This window comes from Euzebya rosea (assembly GCF_003073135.1).
In the GTDB taxonomy this organism is placed as follows: Bacteria; Actinomycetota; Nitriliruptoria; order Euzebyales; family Euzebyaceae; genus Euzebya; species Euzebya rosea.
On record NZ_PGDQ01000015.1, the window covers coordinates 136868 to 152270 of the forward strand.

Consider the following 15403-nt stretch of genomic DNA (forward strand, 5'->3'; position numbering starts at 1 on the left):
GGCCATCGTAGATTAACCGTCGTCAATCGACATCCTTCGATGAATCATCTCCCTCGATGAAAGGTCGTCCCGCGATGAGCGCCACCACCCCGGCTCCCACGCACACCTCCGCCGTCCAGCCCAGCGACGCAACCCCGGTCGTCGTCATCGGTGCCGGCCCGATCGGCCTTGCCGCCGCGGCCGAGCTGGTCCAGCGCGAGATCCCCGTCGTCGTCCTCGAGGCCGGCGACGCCGTCGCCGCCGGTGTGCGCAGCTGGAGCCACGTCCGCCTGTTCTCGGAGTGGTCCCAGCTGGTCGCCCCGGCAGCCCGGGCGCTGCTGGAGCCGACCGGGTGGACCGAGCCCGACCCGACGTCCTACCCGACGGGAGGGGAGTGGGTCGACGCCTACCTCCAGCCGCTCGCCGACGTCCTCGACGCCGACGGCGCGGATCGCGTCCGCACCGGCCACCGCGTCACCGCCGTGACGCGCCTGGGTCGGGACCTGCTCAGCGACGCCGGCCGTGACGCCCAGCCGTTCGTGGTCCGCGGCACCACCCCGGAGGGTCCGTTCCGGCTGCACGCTGCGGCGCTGATCGACGCCTCGGGCACCATCACCTCACCCAACCCGCTCGGCGCCGACGGCTTGCCCGCCGACGGCGAGGCCGAGCTGGCCGACCACGTCACCCACGTCATCCCCGACACCACCGACCCGGCCACCGTGCCGCAGTACGCCGGCCGACACACGGCCGTCGTCGGCGCCGGACACTCCGCGATGACCGCGCTCGTCGGCCTGGCCGACCTCGCCCGCACCCACCCCGGTACCCGGATCACCTGGATCCGTCGACGTGGCCTGACCGCCGACAGCTTCGGCGGTGGGACCGCCGACCAGCTGGCTGGCCGCGGTGCGCTCGGCCTGGCCGCCTCCCGGACGATCGAGGACGGGCTCGTCGAGGTGGTCGGGGGGTTCCGCACCACCGCGCTGCGTCGCGTCCCGGCCGGCGGGGGCACCGTCGCGCTCGTGGCGGAGGACGGCCGCACGGTCGACGGGATCGACCGGGTCGTCGTGCTCACCGGCTTCCGGCCCGACCTGAGCCTCACCTCGGAGCTGCGGGTCGACCTCGACCCCTCCGTGCAGGCGCCCCGTGCCCTGGCTCCCCTGATCGACCCCAACGTGCACTCCTGCGGCACCGTGCCGCCCCATGGGGTGGCCGAGCTGGCCCAGCCCGAGCCGGGCCTGTTTACCGCCGGGATGAAGAGCTACGGCCGCGCCCCGACGTTCCTGGCCCTCACCGGGTTCGAGCAGGTCCGCTCCATCGTCGCGGCCATCGCCGGTGACCACGAGTCGGCCGCCCGAGTCGAGCTGCAGCTGCCCGAGACCGGGGTCTGCGGCGGCACCGGCCTGGACGATGCCGCCCTGGCCGAGCTCGGGTCCGCCGACGCCTGCGGCGTGCCCGCGGTCGGCGGGCTGCCCCTGGCCACCACCGGCGGCTGCTGCTGACCGACGGGACGCCCGTTCCGTCCGACGAACGATGATCCTTCCTCCCCCGGGCCTGCGCCGCCCCGTCGCAGGCCTGGGACTGGTCACCCTCGCCGCATACGGAGGGTGGTTCTACGGGTTCGGCGTGCTCGTGCAGCCGATCGCCGACGACACCGGCTGGACGGTCGGCGTGCTCGGGGCTGCCTACGCGGCCGCGCAGCTGCTGGCCGGGGTGGGCGCGACCGTCGGTGGTCGGCTGCTGGACGAGCGGGGAGGGCGGGTCGTCTTCGCGGTCGGCGGTGTGGGCTCCGGGATCGCGCTCGCGGTGGCCAGCACGGCGGCGACGTCGCTGCAGTTCGCGGTCGCCTTCGCGGTCGGCGGTGGCCTGGCCGGCGCGACGGGCTTCTACCACGCGACCATGGCGGCGGCCCGGCGCTTGTCGCCCGACCGTCCCGCGCTCGCGATCGGCCCGCTGACGATCATCGGCGCCTTCGCCTCCCCCATCTTCCTGCCCCTGACCGCGTGGGGCGTCGGGGCACACGGCTGGCGGACCACCCTCGCCGGGCTGGCCGTCACCACCGGCGCGGGTCTGGTGGTCGGCGCGGCGATCGCCCCCGGCGGACGGGCGGACGACGTGCCGGTCGGTGACGACGCAGGGGAGGCCCCGTCGCTCCGGGCCGCGGTGGTCCTGGCGTGGGCCGATCCACGGGTCAGGCGCCTCCTCGTCCTCGCGGTCGGCTACGGCGTCGGTGCGTCGATCCTGCTGGCCTACCAGGTGCCGGTGATGGCCAGCCTCGGGCTGCCGCTGGGGACGGCGGCGACCCTGGCCGGTGCGCGCGGCCTGCTGCAGCTCCTGGGGAGGGTGGGGCTGGACGGGATCGTCGAGCGGTTCGGGTCGCGACGTCCGCTCGGCGGGGCCATGGGCCTCGCGGTGGTGGCCTGCCTGCTGCTGGGTGGCAGCAGCACCGTGGGGGTCGCCGTCGGCTTCGCGGTGCTGGCCGGCGCCGCGATCGGTGCCCACTCACCGCTGTTCGGCATCCACGCCACGTCGGTCCTGCCCCCGCGCCACCTCGGTGCGCTGGTCGGCGCCGTGCAGTCCGTCGGCGGCGTCGCGGCCGCGGCCGGACCGCTGCTGGGCGGGCTCGCCGCCCAGGCAACCGGCAGCTACCTGCCTGCGGTCGGCTTGGCTGCCGTCGGGTTCGCCGTCGCCAGCCTGTCCATGACCCGACCACGCCAGCACCCGCCCCCGGTCACCCCCACCCTGCCCCCGGCCTCGACCCCGACGGATCGTGCCGGAACCCTTCCATAGGTGGGTTGGGCCCCGATCGTGCCGCTCCTCCCCGCGGTCGAGCCGGACACGGCCCGGCGGATCGTGCCGGTCGTCGTCCATGGACGACGCAGGCCCCGATCGTGCCGACCGGGGGCCGCCGACACCCGGGCCGCCGACCCACGCCGTCGGGGTCGACGGGTCAGCCGCGGCGTTCCTCGCGGATGGCCAGCCACCCGCCGACGACGATGGTGCCAACGGCCATGCCGACGAGGGTCGTGATCGGGCCGGACGCCAGCGGCAGGCCACGCAGCATCGAGTCGCGCAGCAGCTCCAGCGCATGGCTCATCGGCAGGACGTCGCCGATGGGGCGGGCCCACGGGAGCAGCCGCTCGGGCGACAGCAGCAGGCCGCCGAAGAACACGCTGAGCAGCAGGATCAGCATGGCCCCCTGCACCACCTGCGTGGTCGTCCGGGCAACCCGCGACAGCAGCAGGCCCACGCCGATGCTGGCCAGCAGCTCGGCCACCACCACCAGCGCCACGGTCGCCGCGCCCGCACGGAACGGGGCACCCAGCAGCAACGACACGGCGGCCAGCAGCACCGCGGCCAGCGCCGATCCCGACAGCACGTACGCCACGGCCTGCCCGGCGATCCGCTCGACCTCGCGGAGGGGCGAGACACCGAACAGCTCCACCGTCCCGAGCTCCCGCTCACGGCTGCGGGCCAGCGCCACGAACGTCAACGTCAGGTGCTGCAGGATCAACGCCACGACCGCCGGCGCGTAGAACTGCGACGTCGTCACCCGACCACCGATGCTGCTCGCCCGGCCGTCCAGCGGGGCAGCCACGACGTCGGGGTCGATCTCGATCAGCTGCTCCAGCTCGATCGACGCGTCGTCCAGCACGATCGCCAGGTCCTCGGGGTCGGTGTCGTTCTGCGACAGCAGGGCCGACCCGGCGGGCCCGTCGAGCGTCTCGCGCAGCGCCTCGACCTCCTCCAGCGTCGTGGCGGCCTGGGTCTGGGCCTCCTCAACCGCCCGGGAGAGCAGGATGTCGTTGAGGTCGCTCACCGCACCCCGGGTGAACAGGCGGATCGCCTGGCTCTCCAGCGGGTCGATGAAGGAGTGGATGACCTCGATGGTCGCCCGGTCGTTCTGCTCGACGGCCTCGATGGGGTTCTCGGGGAAGATCACTACGACGTCGACGTTGCGGCCGCGGAGCTGGCGCATGGCCGCCTCGCGGTCGTCGGTCACGTCGAGGATCGTCAGCCGCTCCGACTGGCTGTCGGCGTACCCCCGGACCACCTCGGCCAGCTCCTGGTCACCCGGCGGGGTCACGAAGATCGACCGGACGGCCGGGTCCTCGGCTCGCACGCCCGACCCGAACAGCAGGAGGATCAGCAGCGGCCCGACGACCAGCACGAACAGCATGGCGGGCTGGCGGACCAGCTCGACCAGCTCCTTGCGGCTGACCCCGGCGATGCGCCGCAGGGACAACCCGATGCGGTCCAGCACGTCCCTCACTCCTGTGCCTCCAGCAGCGCGACGAACACGTCGTCGAATGGTGCCGTGTGGCGTTCGGCCAGCACCACGTCGACGTCGTCGTCGTGCAGCGCGGCGGTCATGGCCTCGATGCCCTCCGCCGCGTCGGCCACGACGATGCGCACCGTCCGGCCGTCGTCGCCCACCCGCTCGATCCGGTGCACGTCGTCGCGGACGGCCAGCCGTTCGAGCACGGGCGTGGGGATCGTCGCCGACGCGGTCAGGTCGATGGTGTCGCCGCCCGCCGCGGCCCGGCGGAGCCCGTCGGGGGTGTCGTCGGCGATCATCGTGCCGCCGGCCAGCAGCCCGACGTGGTCGCACATCGCGGCCTCCGACACGATCTGGGTGGTCACGAACAACGTCTTCCCCTCGTCTCGGAGCTCCTGGAACCGGGTCCACAGCCGCTGTCGCAGCACGGGGTCCAGGCCGCTCGTGGGTTCGTCGAGGAACAGCACCTCGGGCTCGTGCAGGATCGCCGCGGCCAACGCCACGCGTCGCTGCATGCCGCCCGAGCAGTCCCGCATCGGTCGGCCGGCGGCGTCGGTCAGGTCCAGCATCTCCAGGGCGTCGGCGATGCGGTCCTTCGCCTTCGGCACGCCGTAGAGGTCGGCGACGAAGCGCAGGTTCTGGGTGACCGTCAGGTGGGGGTACAGCACCCCCAGCTGGGGCATGTAGCCGATCCGGCGACGCTGCGCGGTGGTCAGCTTCATCGGATCGGTGTCGAACACCCGGACCCGCCCGCCGCTCGGCTCGAGCACCCCGGTCAGCAGGCGGACGGTGGTGGTCTTGCCGCTGCCGGACGGGCCGACGAAGCCGCGGATGGACCCTTCGTCGACATGCAGGTCGAGGTCGTGCACGACGACGTCGTCGCCGAATCGGCGCGCGAGGTCAGTGGCGGTGATCGGTGCCGGCACGGCGGAAGCCTCTCGATCGAGCTCGGGGGGATGATGGTTGGGACCTGTGATGTCCGGATACGTTGCGCCCGAAACGCATGCGACTCTTTCCGCTCCGTCCCGCGCTCCTCGTGCGGGTGCTCCAGGCCGTGGCCACCATCGGCCTGCTCGCCGCGCTCGTCGGGACGGTCGTGGGCTGGGGGCTGCTGGGGCAGGCGCAGGCGGCGCTGGAGGACTCCCTGACCCTCACCAGCGACACGCTGATGGCGCTGGACGCCTCGGCCGGCGTGGCGGCGGACTCCATCGAGACGCTGGGCACCAGCCTGGCGGCGCTGGAGGAGACCGCGACCAGCCTCGACGCGGCCTTCGACGACGGTGAGGTCCTCATGGACGACCTGGCCGAGCTGGTCCGCCGGGACATCGCCGACTCGTTGACCGCCGTCGACGACGCCCTGCCCGGGCTCATCCGCGTCGCCGGCACGATCGACACCACCCTGTCCGCGCTCAGCAACCTGCCGTTCGGCCCGGCCTACGACCCCGCGGAGTCCTTCGCCGACGCGCTGCGGACCCTCGACGTCTCCCTCGACGGGTTGCCCGACCGCCTCCGCGAGCAGGCCGACCAGATCGACGCAACGGCCTCCAGCCTCGGCGACGTCGGCGACGGCGTCAGCGACCTCGCCAGCGACCTGGCCGGCTTCGACGCGACGCTGGCCGACACCTCCGAGCTGCTGGACACCTACGCCACCACCATCGAGGCGGGCACCGCCCTGGTGGAGGAGACCACCGACCAGCTCGGCCGGCAGCTCGTCTTCGGTCGCATCGCCGTGGTGCTGCTCGGCGTCGCCTTCGCGTTGCTGCAGGTCGTCCCGCTGCAGATGGCGGCCGTCGCCGCGGCCGGGATGCGGGCCACGGACGGGGCTGCTCGTCCCGTCGCTGGTGGCGCGGGGGACCGCGCCCACTAACATCCCGTCCCGATGGCGACGACACCGTGGTTCAGGCTGCCGCGCGAGGTGCAGCGACGCGAGCAGGACCGGACCCTCCGGGAGTGGGTCCGGCGCGAGGTCGTGCCGTTCTCCCGCTTCTGGCGCGACCGGATCGCCGGCGTCGACGTCACCGACGTCGAGTCGTTGGCGCGCGTGCCCGTCGCCACGGAGGCCGAGCTGGCCGGCGCCGGCGGTCCCGGCAACCCGGCGCTGCTGCTGAGCCCGACGGAGGACCAGTTCAAGGCCAACGCGCCCCGGGGCGAGCTGATCGCTGCTGCCCGGCAGGCCGGCGGACGCGGCACCACCGGCCGTCGCGAGGCCATCTGGCACCGCTACAAGGCCGTGCACGTCCACGAGGCCGGCGTCGACCGGCTGCTGGCCATCGCCTACACCCGAGCTGACCTCGACCTGCTCCACCTGGCGGGTGCCCGGTTCGCCGAGGTCGTCGGCTGGGGCGCCGAGGACGCGTTGCTGAACCTCGTGCCGTCCGGCCCGTCGGTGCGGTACTGGGCGCTGTACCACGCCGCGCTGGCCAGCCGGATGACCGCCCTGCACCCACGGGGTGCCGGGCAGGCCGTCATGGGCGCGGCTCGGCGGGGGTTCGCGATGTTGCCGGCGTCGGTCGTCGCGTTGCCCACCGACGAGGCCGAGTCGACGCTCGACGGGCTGCTCGCCAAGGGCACGGTCGCCAGCAACCTCCGGCAGGTCCTGGTCGTCGGGTCACCGCCGGACGCCGCCACGCGGATCCGTCTGGCCACCCTCGGGGAGCGGCTTGCGGGCCGTCCCGTCACCGTGCAGGCCGCATGGGCGCCCGAGGCATCCCGGGTGCTCTACGGCGAGCAGCCACCGGCCGCCAACGACCCGCCCGAGGCCACCTACGGACTGCTGACCTACCCCGACCTCGAGGTCCTGTCGGTCCGCGACCCCGCCACCGGGGCGACCGTCGTCGACGGTGGACCGGGCGAGCTGGTCATCACCTCGGCCGGCTGGCGAGGCACGGCGCTGGTCCGCTACGCCACCGGCGCCTGGGTCGCTGGCCTGGAGGACGAGCAGAACCATCCCGTCAGCGGCGCGACGGTGCCCCGGCTGGCGCCGTTCGCGGTCGACGGCGCCTGGCAGCCCGCCGTGGTCGTCGACGGTCGGACCCGTCGCCCCGACCTGCGCACCGTCACCCGCATCATCGAACCGGTGATGGCGAAGGCCGGCGGGAGGGACTGGTCGCTGCGGGTGGCCGACGGTCGCCTGCGACTCGCGCTGGACGCCCCGGCAGGCGCCGTGCTCGACGACCGCGACCTGGCCCGACGTGTCGGCGAGGCCTGCGGGATCGTGCCCGACGTGGCCCGCGATCCCGCCGCGGCAGCCGAACGACCCCGGCTGGGTCGCGCCGGCTGAGCCACCCCGCTCACCCACGAGGACGAGGGACACGTTTTCCTGCCTCGGCTGGGAACTCGCCGTGTCACCACGGCGTCTGTCCGGCATCGGCCTCGTCACCGCTCCGGTGACCCCTCGGCCGTCGAACGCCGGCTGGGTCATCCTCCCACCGGCCTGCCACCTCGTCAGGCCCGCACCGCGGCCAGAACGGAGCCAGCGCCATGTCCGCCCCTTCGACCATCCCGACCGCCCCGGACACCACGTCGGCACCCACCGGCAACGCCCCGGAGGACTCGGGCACCGGTCGCCGGATCGCCATCGTCGCCACGGTGGTCGCCGTCGCCGTCCTCGCCTTCTTCGGCCTGACCCGCCTCGGCCTCGGCAACGACGCTGCCGACGTCGCCGCACCCGATGCCGCCCCCGACACCGCGCTGGACGCCGCGCCCCTCGAGCTGTCGCTCGGCGAGGGTGACGCGCTGGCCTCGTGCATGGCCCTCGACGTCGCGGTCCTGGCGGGGATGTCGCCGGCGCTGGCTGCCACGGCGACGACCGTGGACGGAGAGGCCGTCACCCTGTCCGTCGACCGCTGGTATGCCGGCGGAGACGCCGACACCGTGGTCCTCCATGCCCCCGCGGGCCTGCAGGCCCTCATCGGCGGCATCGACTTCGTCGTCGGCGAGCAGTACCTGATCACCGCCTCCGACGGGATCGTCAACTACTGCGGCTACAGCGGTCCGGCGTCCCCCGAGCTGACCGCCGCCTTCGACGAGGCGTTCGGCGCCTGACCGACCACTCCGCCGCGCAGGTCAGCTGACCTGCGCGGTGTAGGTCGGCAGCGCGTCGACGGTCGAGGCCATGTCGTGGACCGTGTGGTCGATGGCGTCCGCCGGGATCGCACCCGAGAGGATCGTCAGGCCCGACGGCGCCGGGTCGGGGTCCACGGCGGGTTCGAGCGTCACGAACGTCGTCATCCCCGCCAGGTCGACCGGGAACGTCAGCCCCGGGGGAGGGGAGTGGAGGAAGTCCTCGCCCGGCAGCGGCGGGCCGCCCTGGTCGCCGGAGAACCCGTCGAAGTCGTCGGCGGTCGCCGGGTCGGCGAACCGGCCGGTCGTCACGTGGACGCCGTCGATGGTGACCCATCCCTCGTACACCCACTCCGCCGGCAGGGTGGGCAGCACCAGCCCCGGCGCACGGGGGATCAGGACGTACCAGATCCCCGACCGCTCGTCGGAGTCGCTGCCGTTGGTCGGCGTGGCGAGGATGTACTGCCCGCTGGCGCCGCTCAGGTCGACCGGGAGCGCCGGGGCGATCGTGCCCGTCCCGTCGGTCACGGTGCCCGACAGCAACGCCGGCCCGTCGGCGCTGGCATTCACGCTGACCGCGCTGACGTCCTCGGCGGCGGTCGCGTCCAGGCTCACGGTGACCGGTCCGCCGTCGAACCGGACGGTGCTCGTCACCTGCTGGCCGGCTGCCTCGACGACGACGGTGTAGTCGCCGGCCGGCAGGCCGTCCCCGTCCAGGACGACCGTTGCGCCCGTCGGTTCGGTCGGCTCCGGCTCGTCGGTCGGCTCCGGCTCGTCGGTGGCCACGGGCGTGGTGGCGTCGGCCGCCGTTGTGGGGGCCGGGGCGGGCTCGCTGGTCGCGGGTGCCGAGGTCGCCGCTGCGGTGTCGATGTCGGTGCCTGCGGCGACGTCGGCATCGTCACCTCCCCCGCAGGCGGTGAGGAGCAGCAGGAGGACCAACGAGCGGATCAACGTCGAGCGCATGCCCGGCATCCTCGCACGACTCCCGACGCCGGTTCAGTCCCCCAGGCGGGTCAGCCGGATCCATGCCCGTTTGACGATCTCCAGCTCCAGCGACAGCTCCGTCCGGCGGATGCCCTCCATGCGGCCGAGGACCTCCGTGGCGAAGCGGTACAGGTCCGCCTGATCCCGCAGCAGGACCTCGGCGACCAGCTCGGCCTCGCCGGCCGAGGCGGCCAGGTACCGCACCTCCGGACGCTGGCGCAGCGCGTCGGCCACCGTCTCCAGGCAGCCGAAGTCCACCCCCAACCACACCAGCGCCTCGACGTGGTACCCGAGGGCGTCGGCGTCCAGCAGCGTCGAGATGACCACCCGACCGTCGGAGATCAGCGCGTCGACCCGGCGGCGGGCCATGGACTCGCTGATGCCAAGGTTGGCCGCCAGCGTCGCCACCGACATCCGGCCGTCACGGGTCAGCTCACCGACGATGCGGTGGTCGACCTCGTCCAGCGGGTCGGCGGCCAGCTCGGGCCGACCGTCGGGCCCCACGGACACCGCAGGTGGCTCGTGGTGGCTCAGCTTGTAGTGCCGCATCACCGTCGACGTGACCGTCGCCTCGACGCCGTCGATGACGTGCAGCTCGTCGAGGACCACACGGGCGAGGTGGTGCTGGGACGTCACGATCAGCTCGACGACGACATCGGAGGTGCCCGTCACCACGGCGAGGAAGCGGACGTCCTCACGGGCTGCCAGCTCGTCCAGGACGTTGCCGATCCCCCCCGGGCTGGTGCGCATGCGGATCAGGACGGGATACCCCAGGTTGCAGCGCAGCGGATCGACACCCCCCACGATCCGGACGATCCCGTCGCCGATCAGCCGCTGGGCGCGCCGGGACGCGGTCGTGTCGGCGATGCCGATCCCACGACCGATGGCGTTCCAGCTGGCGCGGCCGTCGCGCTGCAGCTCGGTGATGAGCGCGCGATCGGTCTCGTCCAGGACGGGTGTGGCGGTCTCCATGGCGGTGTTCTACCTGCCCGCGGGGGCGGAACCGCGACCCAGCGGGGCAGCCACGGACTCCATGGCGTGGTGGCAGGCGGCCTGCTGCAGGATCGCGTGGTCCCCCTCGCCGTGGCGGGTCAGGGCCGGTACGTCGGTACGGCAGACATCGGTCGCCAGCCAGCAGCGTTCGTGGAACGCACAGCCCGGCGGGGGGTCGATCGGGCTGGGGGGCTCGCCCTGCAGGACCATCCGGTCGCTGGCGCGCGCCACCGCTGGATCTGGTTCGGGCACCGCCGACAGCAGCGCCTGGGTGTAGGGATGGGCGGGACGGTCGTAGACCTGCCGGTCGGTCCCGAGCTCGACGACGCGGCCCAGGTACATCACGGCGACCCGGTCCGACAGATGGCGCACCACCGACAGGTCGTGGGCGATGAAGACCATCGCCAGGTCCAGCCGGCGCTGCAGGTCCCGCAGCAACCCGATGACCTGCGCCTGCACCGACACGTCCAGCGCGCTGACGGGTTCGTCGCACACCAGCACCGACGGCTCGAGGGCCAACGCCCGAGCGATGCCGATCCGCTGGCGCTGCCCGCCGGAGAACTCGTGGGGGAACCGTTCTGCGTGGGAGGGGTCCAGCCCGACGAGGGTCAGCAGCTCCTCCACCCGGGCCCTGCGTGCTCGGCGGTCCCCGGCCCTGCGATGCACGTCCAGGGGTTCGGCGATCACGTCGGCCACGGTCAGGCGGGGGTTCAGCGAGGTGAACGGGTCCTGGAAGACCATCTGGATCCGCTGGCTGCGATCCCTGCGGCCCAGGTCGCCCAGCGACGTGCCGCTGACCCGTACCGTCCCGGAGTCGGGCTGCTCGAGTCCCACCAGCAGGCGTGCCAGCGTGGTCTTCCCACAGCCGGATTCCCCGACCACGCCCAGGGTCTCGCCGGCGCGCAGCGACAACGACACCCCGGACACGGCGTGCACGCGTTCACGGCTGGCGAACCCGCCGACGCGGAAGGTCTTGACGAGGTCGGTGGCCTCGAGGACGGGCTCAGGCATCGAGCATCTCCTCCTTGACGTGGCAGGCGCTCGCGCGGTTGCCGGGCAGCGGTTCGAGCAGCGGACGGTCGGTGTCGCAGGGGGCGATGCGACGGTGGCAGCGGGGGTGGAAGGCGCAGCCCGACGGCGTCGCGGTGGGCGACGGGGGTGCGCCGGGGATCGCCGACAGCTCGTCGTCGGCGCGGGACAGGCGCGGCACCGACCGCAGCAGGGCCTCGGTGTAGGGGTGTGCGGGGCCGTCGAATATCTGGGCGGTCGTGGCGGTCTCCACGATACGTCCGGCGTACATCACCGCGACCCGGTCGGCGACCTTGGCCACGACACCGAGGTCGTGGGTGATCAGGATGACGGCCATGCCGAGCTCGGCCCGAAGCCGGTCCAGCAGCTCCAGCACCTGCGCCTGCACCGTCACGTCCAGCGCGGTCGTGGGTTCGTCGGCGATCAGGACGTCCGGCCGCAGGGCGATCCCGATGGCGATGAGGATGCGCTGGCGCATGCCACCGGAGAACTGATGTGGATGGTCGTCGACCCGCCGTTCGGGGCTGGGGATCCCCACCATGCGCAGCAGGTCGATCGCCTCCTCCCTCGCGTCGCGTCGGGACATGCCGCGGTGGACGCGGAACATCTCGCCGATCTGCTGCCCGATCGTGTGCACGGGGTTGAGCGCCGACAGGGCGTCCTGGAAGACCAGGCTCAGGCGCTCGCCCCGGATCGTGGCCATCGCCGTGTCGTCGAGGCCGCGCAGGTCGGTGTCGCCGAGGCGCAGCACCTCTGCGCCGACCTCGACGCCCCGCCCCCGCAGCAGCCCCATGATCGCGCGGGCGGTCACGGACTTGCCCGAGCCGGACTCGCCGAGCAACGCCAGCACCTCGCCGCTGCGGACGTGCAGGTCGACGTCGGTGGCGGCCTCCACGGTCCCTCGACGCGTGTGGAAGTTCACGTGCAGGCCGGCGACCTCGAGGGCCATCGCCCCCCGGGCGGTGTCGTCAACCGGCACGCCGGCTCCGTTCGTTGCAGCAATCATTCATGACTTCCTTGTGCTGTGCAGGATTCCTTCACTATAGTCCATCACAACGCCGGGTTGCGATGCCCTTTCCGCCCGGTTCGCCGAAATCCGCGACCCACCGTCCGGTGGTCCGCGACGTCCGAGGAGGACATCCACGTGCTGGAACCCGCCAAGCGATACGACGGCTACAAGTCGTATGAGTACCTGACCGAGGGGGAGGACTTCCGTTCCTTCGAGCTCGCCGCCGAGATCGGACGCGTCCCGGCCTACACCGGCCTCGACCTGTCCGACAGCCAGAAGGAGCGGGTCACCCGCCTGCTCACCGAGAACATCGTGGTGTCGCTGCACGAACACCCCACGCTGTTCCCCGAGGACATCATGGAGACCGTCGACTACAACCGGACGGCGCGTCACCGGACGGGGTACGAGGGTCTGGCCCGCTCGGGCATGACCGCCGTCTTCGACAACTTCATGGACGGCACCGCCTGTGTCACCAGCCAGGCCGGCTGGAAGTGGACCGACATCATCGCCGACCTCGGCATGCGGTTCAGCGACATCGCCCACCAGGACTTCGTCATCAAGGGCGGCTCCATCGCCGACATCCAGCTGGCGCACGAGACCGGTCGGGTCGCGCTCATCCCGGGGCTCGAGGCGTCCACGCCGATCGAGAACGAGCTGGATCGCATCGACATCCTCTACGGCTTCGGGGTGCGGCAGATGGGCATCGCCTACAGCGAGGCCAACACCCTGGGCAGCGGCCTGAAGGAGAAGGGCGACGGCGGCCTGACCGACTTCGGCGAGCGTGCGGTGCGCCGCATGAACAAGCTCGGCATCGCCATCGACGTGTCGCACTCCGGTGACCGCACGTCGCTGGAGACCATCCAGCACTCCACCAAGCCGATCCTGATCACCCACGCGGGTGCCCGCGGGGTCTGGGACACCAACCGGATGAAGCCGGACGAGGTGCTGACGGCCTGCGCCGAGCGCGGCGGGGTCCTCGGCCTGGAGGCCGCGCCCCACACCACGCTCAGCCACGACCACCCCCGGCACAGCCTCGAGTCGGTCATGGACCACTTCGTCTACTGCGTGGACCTGATGGGCCTGGAGCACGTCTCCTTCGGGCCTGACACCCTGTTCGGTGACCACGTCAACCTCCACAAGGCCTTCGCCGAGCAGCTCTCGCTCGGTGCCGCCCACGCCGGCGTCTCCTACGAGGAGGTCCCCTACGTGGACGGCCTGGAGAACCCCGCCGAGTGCTTCAGCAACATCGTTGGCTGGCTCGTCAGCCACGACTACTCCGACGACGAGATCCGCGCCGTCGTCGGCGGCAACACCATGCGCGTCCTCGAGGAAGTCTGGATCTGATGCTCACCGCCACCACCGCAACCCCCGCCGTGTTCCGCCGCCTCGCCCTGCTGCTGGCCATCGTCGGCATGCTCGCCGCCTGCGCCCCCAGCAACCCCGACGCCGAGACCGCAGACTCCGCCGACTCCTCCGGGGAGACCGGCTCCTCCCCGGACGCCGACACCGATGACGCCGACACCGATGACGGTGCAGCCGAGGACGCCGCGGCCTCCGGCGAGACCGGCGGCACCCTCGTCATCGGCACCACCGCCGACGTGGTCAACCTCAACCCGCTGGTCGGCAACAGCCGCACCGACACCTGGGTCACCAACCTCATGTACCCCCGCATGATGGACATGGACCTCGAGGGCACCAAGACCCCGTCGCTGGCCAGCGAGTGGAGCTACTCCGAGGACGGTCTGACCGCCACGGTGCAGCTGCGCGACGACTTCACCTGGAGCGACGGCGAGCCCGTCGACGCCGAGGACGTCATGTTCACCATCGACGCCATCGCCGAGGAGCAGTTCGGCGTCGTCGCCGGCATGATCACCGCCTACGAGTCCTCCACGGCACCCGACCCCCACACCATCGAGTTCACGCTCTCCCGTCCCGACGGCGCGTTCCTGAACAGCATCGGCTTCTGGATGCCCATCGTGCCCGAGCACGTGTTCTCCGCCGCCGAGAGCGTCCAGGAGTTCCCCAACGACAGCGACTGGGTCTCCGCGGGTCCCTACCGTCTAACCGACGTGCAGCCCGGTGACCGCTACACCCTCACCGCGGTGGACAGCTATCCGCTGGCCCCCGAGGGCACGCCGACGCTGGACGAGGTCGTCTTCCGGGTCTTCCCCGACGTCAACACCGAGGTGCTGGCGCTCCGAAACGGCGACATCGACCTGATCGGCAACGCCATCCCGCCGACGCTGGTGGAGCAGCTGCAGGACGTCGACGGCGTCGAGCTGGTCACCGTTCCCTCCCTCGGCTGGGCGCACATGCAGTACAACATGCGCCGCGAGCCGCTGGACCAGCTGGAGGTCCGCCAGGCCCTCGCCCACGCCGTGGACTACGAGGCCATCCGCCAGGTCGTCCTGCGCGGCCAGGCCGTGTCGTCGGGCTCCAGCCCGCTGACCCCGAGCTTCCAGCAGTGGCACGACGACTCCTCGGAGGAGTACGCCCACGACCCCGAGCGCAGCCGCGAGCTGCTGGAGTCCGCCGGGCAGGTCGACGCCGACGGCGACGGCCTCTACGACGGGCTGACCCTGGAGATGATCTACGACTCCGCGGACCCCAACATCGCAGCGTGGGCCGAGATCGTCCGTGACCAGAGCCGCGAGGCCGGCATCGACATCCAGCTGTCCGGCCTGGAGCGCAACACCTACCTCGCGCGCACCAACGAACGCGACTTCGACATCTACGCCGGGTCGTGGGCCATCATCGACGAGCCGCAGTCGAACTTCTCGCTGCTGTTCTTCCCCGAGGGCTTCATCAACTACGCCGGCGTGGAGGACCCCGACCTGGTCGCGGCGATCGAGAACGCCGCGGTCCAGACGTCGGTGGACGAGGCCCGTCCCTTCGTGCAGGAAGCCGGTCGGATCGTGCGCGACAACGTCTACGACAACGTCATGTACGTCGAGCAGTTCAACTTCGCCCACTCCAGCGAGTGGGAGGGCTTCGTCGCCCAGCCGAGCGAGCTGCTGTCCATCCTGAACCCGCGCTCGCTGGCGCAGGTCGTCCCGGCAGGGGAGTAGGTC

General features: G+C 72.4%; 13 protein-coding genes. 7 read left to right on the top strand and 6 right to left on the bottom strand.

The genetic code is table 11. The annotated features are described in order from the left end of the window. The first annotated feature begins 74 nt into the window (after positions 1–74). Both CUC05_RS19110 and CUC05_RS19115 read left to right on the top strand, forming a co-directional pair. Positions 75–1478 (top strand): NAD(P)-binding domain-containing protein, encoded by a 1404-nt coding sequence (locus CUC05_RS19110; protein ID WP_108667719.1) that lies wholly within the window; start codon positions 75–77, stop codon positions 1476–1478. 31 nt (positions 1479–1509) lie between these two features. Continuing rightward, a complete protein-coding gene (locus CUC05_RS19115; RefSeq protein ID WP_157965767.1) occupies positions 1510–2766 on the top strand; it encodes an MFS transporter in 1257 nt (418 codons plus the stop codon). A gap of 160 nt (positions 2767–2926) precedes the next feature. Here the strand turns inward: CUC05_RS19115 and CUC05_RS19120 are convergent, their stop codons facing one another. Continuing rightward, positions 2927–4240, bottom strand: a complete 1314-nt coding sequence (locus tag CUC05_RS19120) for an ABC transporter permease (protein WP_157965768.1) — start codon at positions 4238–4240, stop codon at positions 2927–2929. A 5-nt stretch (positions 4241–4245) separates the two neighbouring features. Continuing rightward, positions 4246–5181, bottom strand: coding sequence for an ABC transporter ATP-binding protein (locus CUC05_RS19125; RefSeq protein WP_157965769.1), 936 nt, complete (start codon positions 5179–5181; stop codon positions 4246–4248). 77 nt (positions 5182–5258) lie between these two features. On the opposite strand from CUC05_RS19125, the gene CUC05_RS19130 reads away from it, so the two are divergent. The 3 genes from CUC05_RS19130 to CUC05_RS19140 all read left to right on the top strand — a co-directional run bounded on the left by CUC05_RS19130 (position 5259) and on the right by CUC05_RS19140 (position 8299). Next, positions 5259–6122, top strand: coding sequence for a hypothetical protein (locus CUC05_RS19130; RefSeq protein ID WP_157965770.1), 864 nt, complete (start codon positions 5259–5261; stop codon positions 6120–6122). A 12-nt stretch (positions 6123–6134) separates the two neighbouring features. Next, positions 6135–7535, top strand: a complete 1401-nt coding sequence (locus CUC05_RS24890; protein WP_157965771.1) for a phenylacetate--CoA ligase family protein — start codon at positions 6135–6137, stop codon at positions 7533–7535. A gap of 200 nt (positions 7536–7735) precedes the next feature. Next, positions 7736–8299, top strand: a complete 564-nt coding sequence (locus CUC05_RS19140) for a hypothetical protein (protein WP_108667724.1) — start codon at positions 7736–7738, stop codon at positions 8297–8299. A gap of 21 nt (positions 8300–8320) precedes the next feature. Here CUC05_RS19140 and CUC05_RS19145 read toward each other — a convergent pair whose 3' ends face one another. The 4 genes from CUC05_RS19145 to CUC05_RS19160 are packed head-to-tail and all read right to left on the bottom strand — an operon-like array spanning position 8321 to position 12272. Continuing rightward, positions 8321–9280 (bottom strand): hypothetical protein, encoded by a 960-nt coding sequence (locus CUC05_RS19145; RefSeq protein ID WP_108667725.1) that lies wholly within the window; start codon positions 9278–9280, stop codon positions 8321–8323. A gap of 33 nt (positions 9281–9313) precedes the next feature. Then, positions 9314–10273, bottom strand: coding sequence for an Lrp/AsnC family transcriptional regulator (locus CUC05_RS19150; protein WP_108667726.1), 960 nt, complete (start codon positions 10271–10273; stop codon positions 9314–9316). Between the two features lie 9 nt (positions 10274–10282). Continuing rightward, positions 10283–11305: an ABC transporter ATP-binding protein gene (locus tag CUC05_RS19155; RefSeq protein ID WP_108667727.1), complete on the bottom strand. Its 1023-nt coding sequence runs from the start codon at positions 11303–11305 to the stop codon at positions 10283–10285. Continuing rightward, positions 11298–12272, bottom strand: a complete 975-nt coding sequence (locus tag CUC05_RS19160; RefSeq protein ID WP_108667728.1) for an ABC transporter ATP-binding protein — start codon at positions 12270–12272, stop codon at positions 11298–11300. The genes CUC05_RS19155 and CUC05_RS19160 overlap by 8 nt, the downstream gene beginning before the upstream one ends. 195 nt (positions 12273–12467) lie before the next feature. Between CUC05_RS19160 and CUC05_RS19165 the strand changes: the two genes are divergently transcribed. After that, positions 12468–13676 carry a dipeptidase gene (locus CUC05_RS19165; protein ID WP_108667729.1) on the top strand — a complete coding sequence of 403 codons (1209 nt, stop codon included), beginning with the start codon at positions 12468–12470 and terminating at the stop codon, positions 13674–13676. Then, complete coding sequence (locus CUC05_RS19170; protein WP_108667730.1) at positions 13676–15400, top strand: ABC transporter substrate-binding protein; 1725 nt, start codon at positions 13676–13678, stop codon at positions 15398–15400. The genes CUC05_RS19165 and CUC05_RS19170 overlap by 1 nt, the downstream gene beginning before the upstream one ends. Positions 15401–15403: the final 3 nt, after the last annotated feature.

Coding starts and splice junctions, on each gene's coding strand:
- CUC05_RS19110 (WP_108667719.1), top strand. CDS start 75: ATGAGCGCCACCACCCCGGCTCCCACGCACACCTCCGCCGTCCAGCCC.
- CUC05_RS19115 (WP_157965767.1), top strand. CDS start 1,510: ATGATCCTTCCTCCCCCGGGCCTGCGCCGCCCCGTCGCAGGCCTGGGA.
- CUC05_RS19130 (WP_157965770.1), top strand. CDS start 5,259: ATGCGACTCTTTCCGCTCCGTCCCGCGCTCCTCGTGCGGGTGCTCCAG.
- CUC05_RS24890 (WP_157965771.1), top strand. CDS start 6,135: ATGGCGACGACACCGTGGTTCAGGCTGCCGCGCGAGGTGCAGCGACGC.
- CUC05_RS19140 (WP_108667724.1), top strand. CDS start 7,736: ATGTCCGCCCCTTCGACCATCCCGACCGCCCCGGACACCACGTCGGCA.
- CUC05_RS19145 (WP_108667725.1), bottom strand. CDS start 9,280: ATGCGCTCGACGTTGATCCGCTCGTTGGTCCTCCTGCTGCTCCTCACC.
- CUC05_RS19150 (WP_108667726.1), bottom strand. CDS start 10,273: ATGGAGACCGCCACACCCGTCCTGGACGAGACCGATCGCGCGCTCATC.
- CUC05_RS19155 (WP_108667727.1), bottom strand. CDS start 11,305: ATGCCTGAGCCCGTCCTCGAGGCCACCGACCTCGTCAAGACCTTCCGC.
- CUC05_RS19160 (WP_108667728.1), bottom strand. CDS start 12,272: ATGGCCCTCGAGGTCGCCGGCCTGCACGTGAACTTCCACACGCGTCGA.
- CUC05_RS19170 (WP_108667730.1), top strand. CDS start 13,676: ATGCTCACCGCCACCACCGCAACCCCCGCCGTGTTCCGCCGCCTCGCC.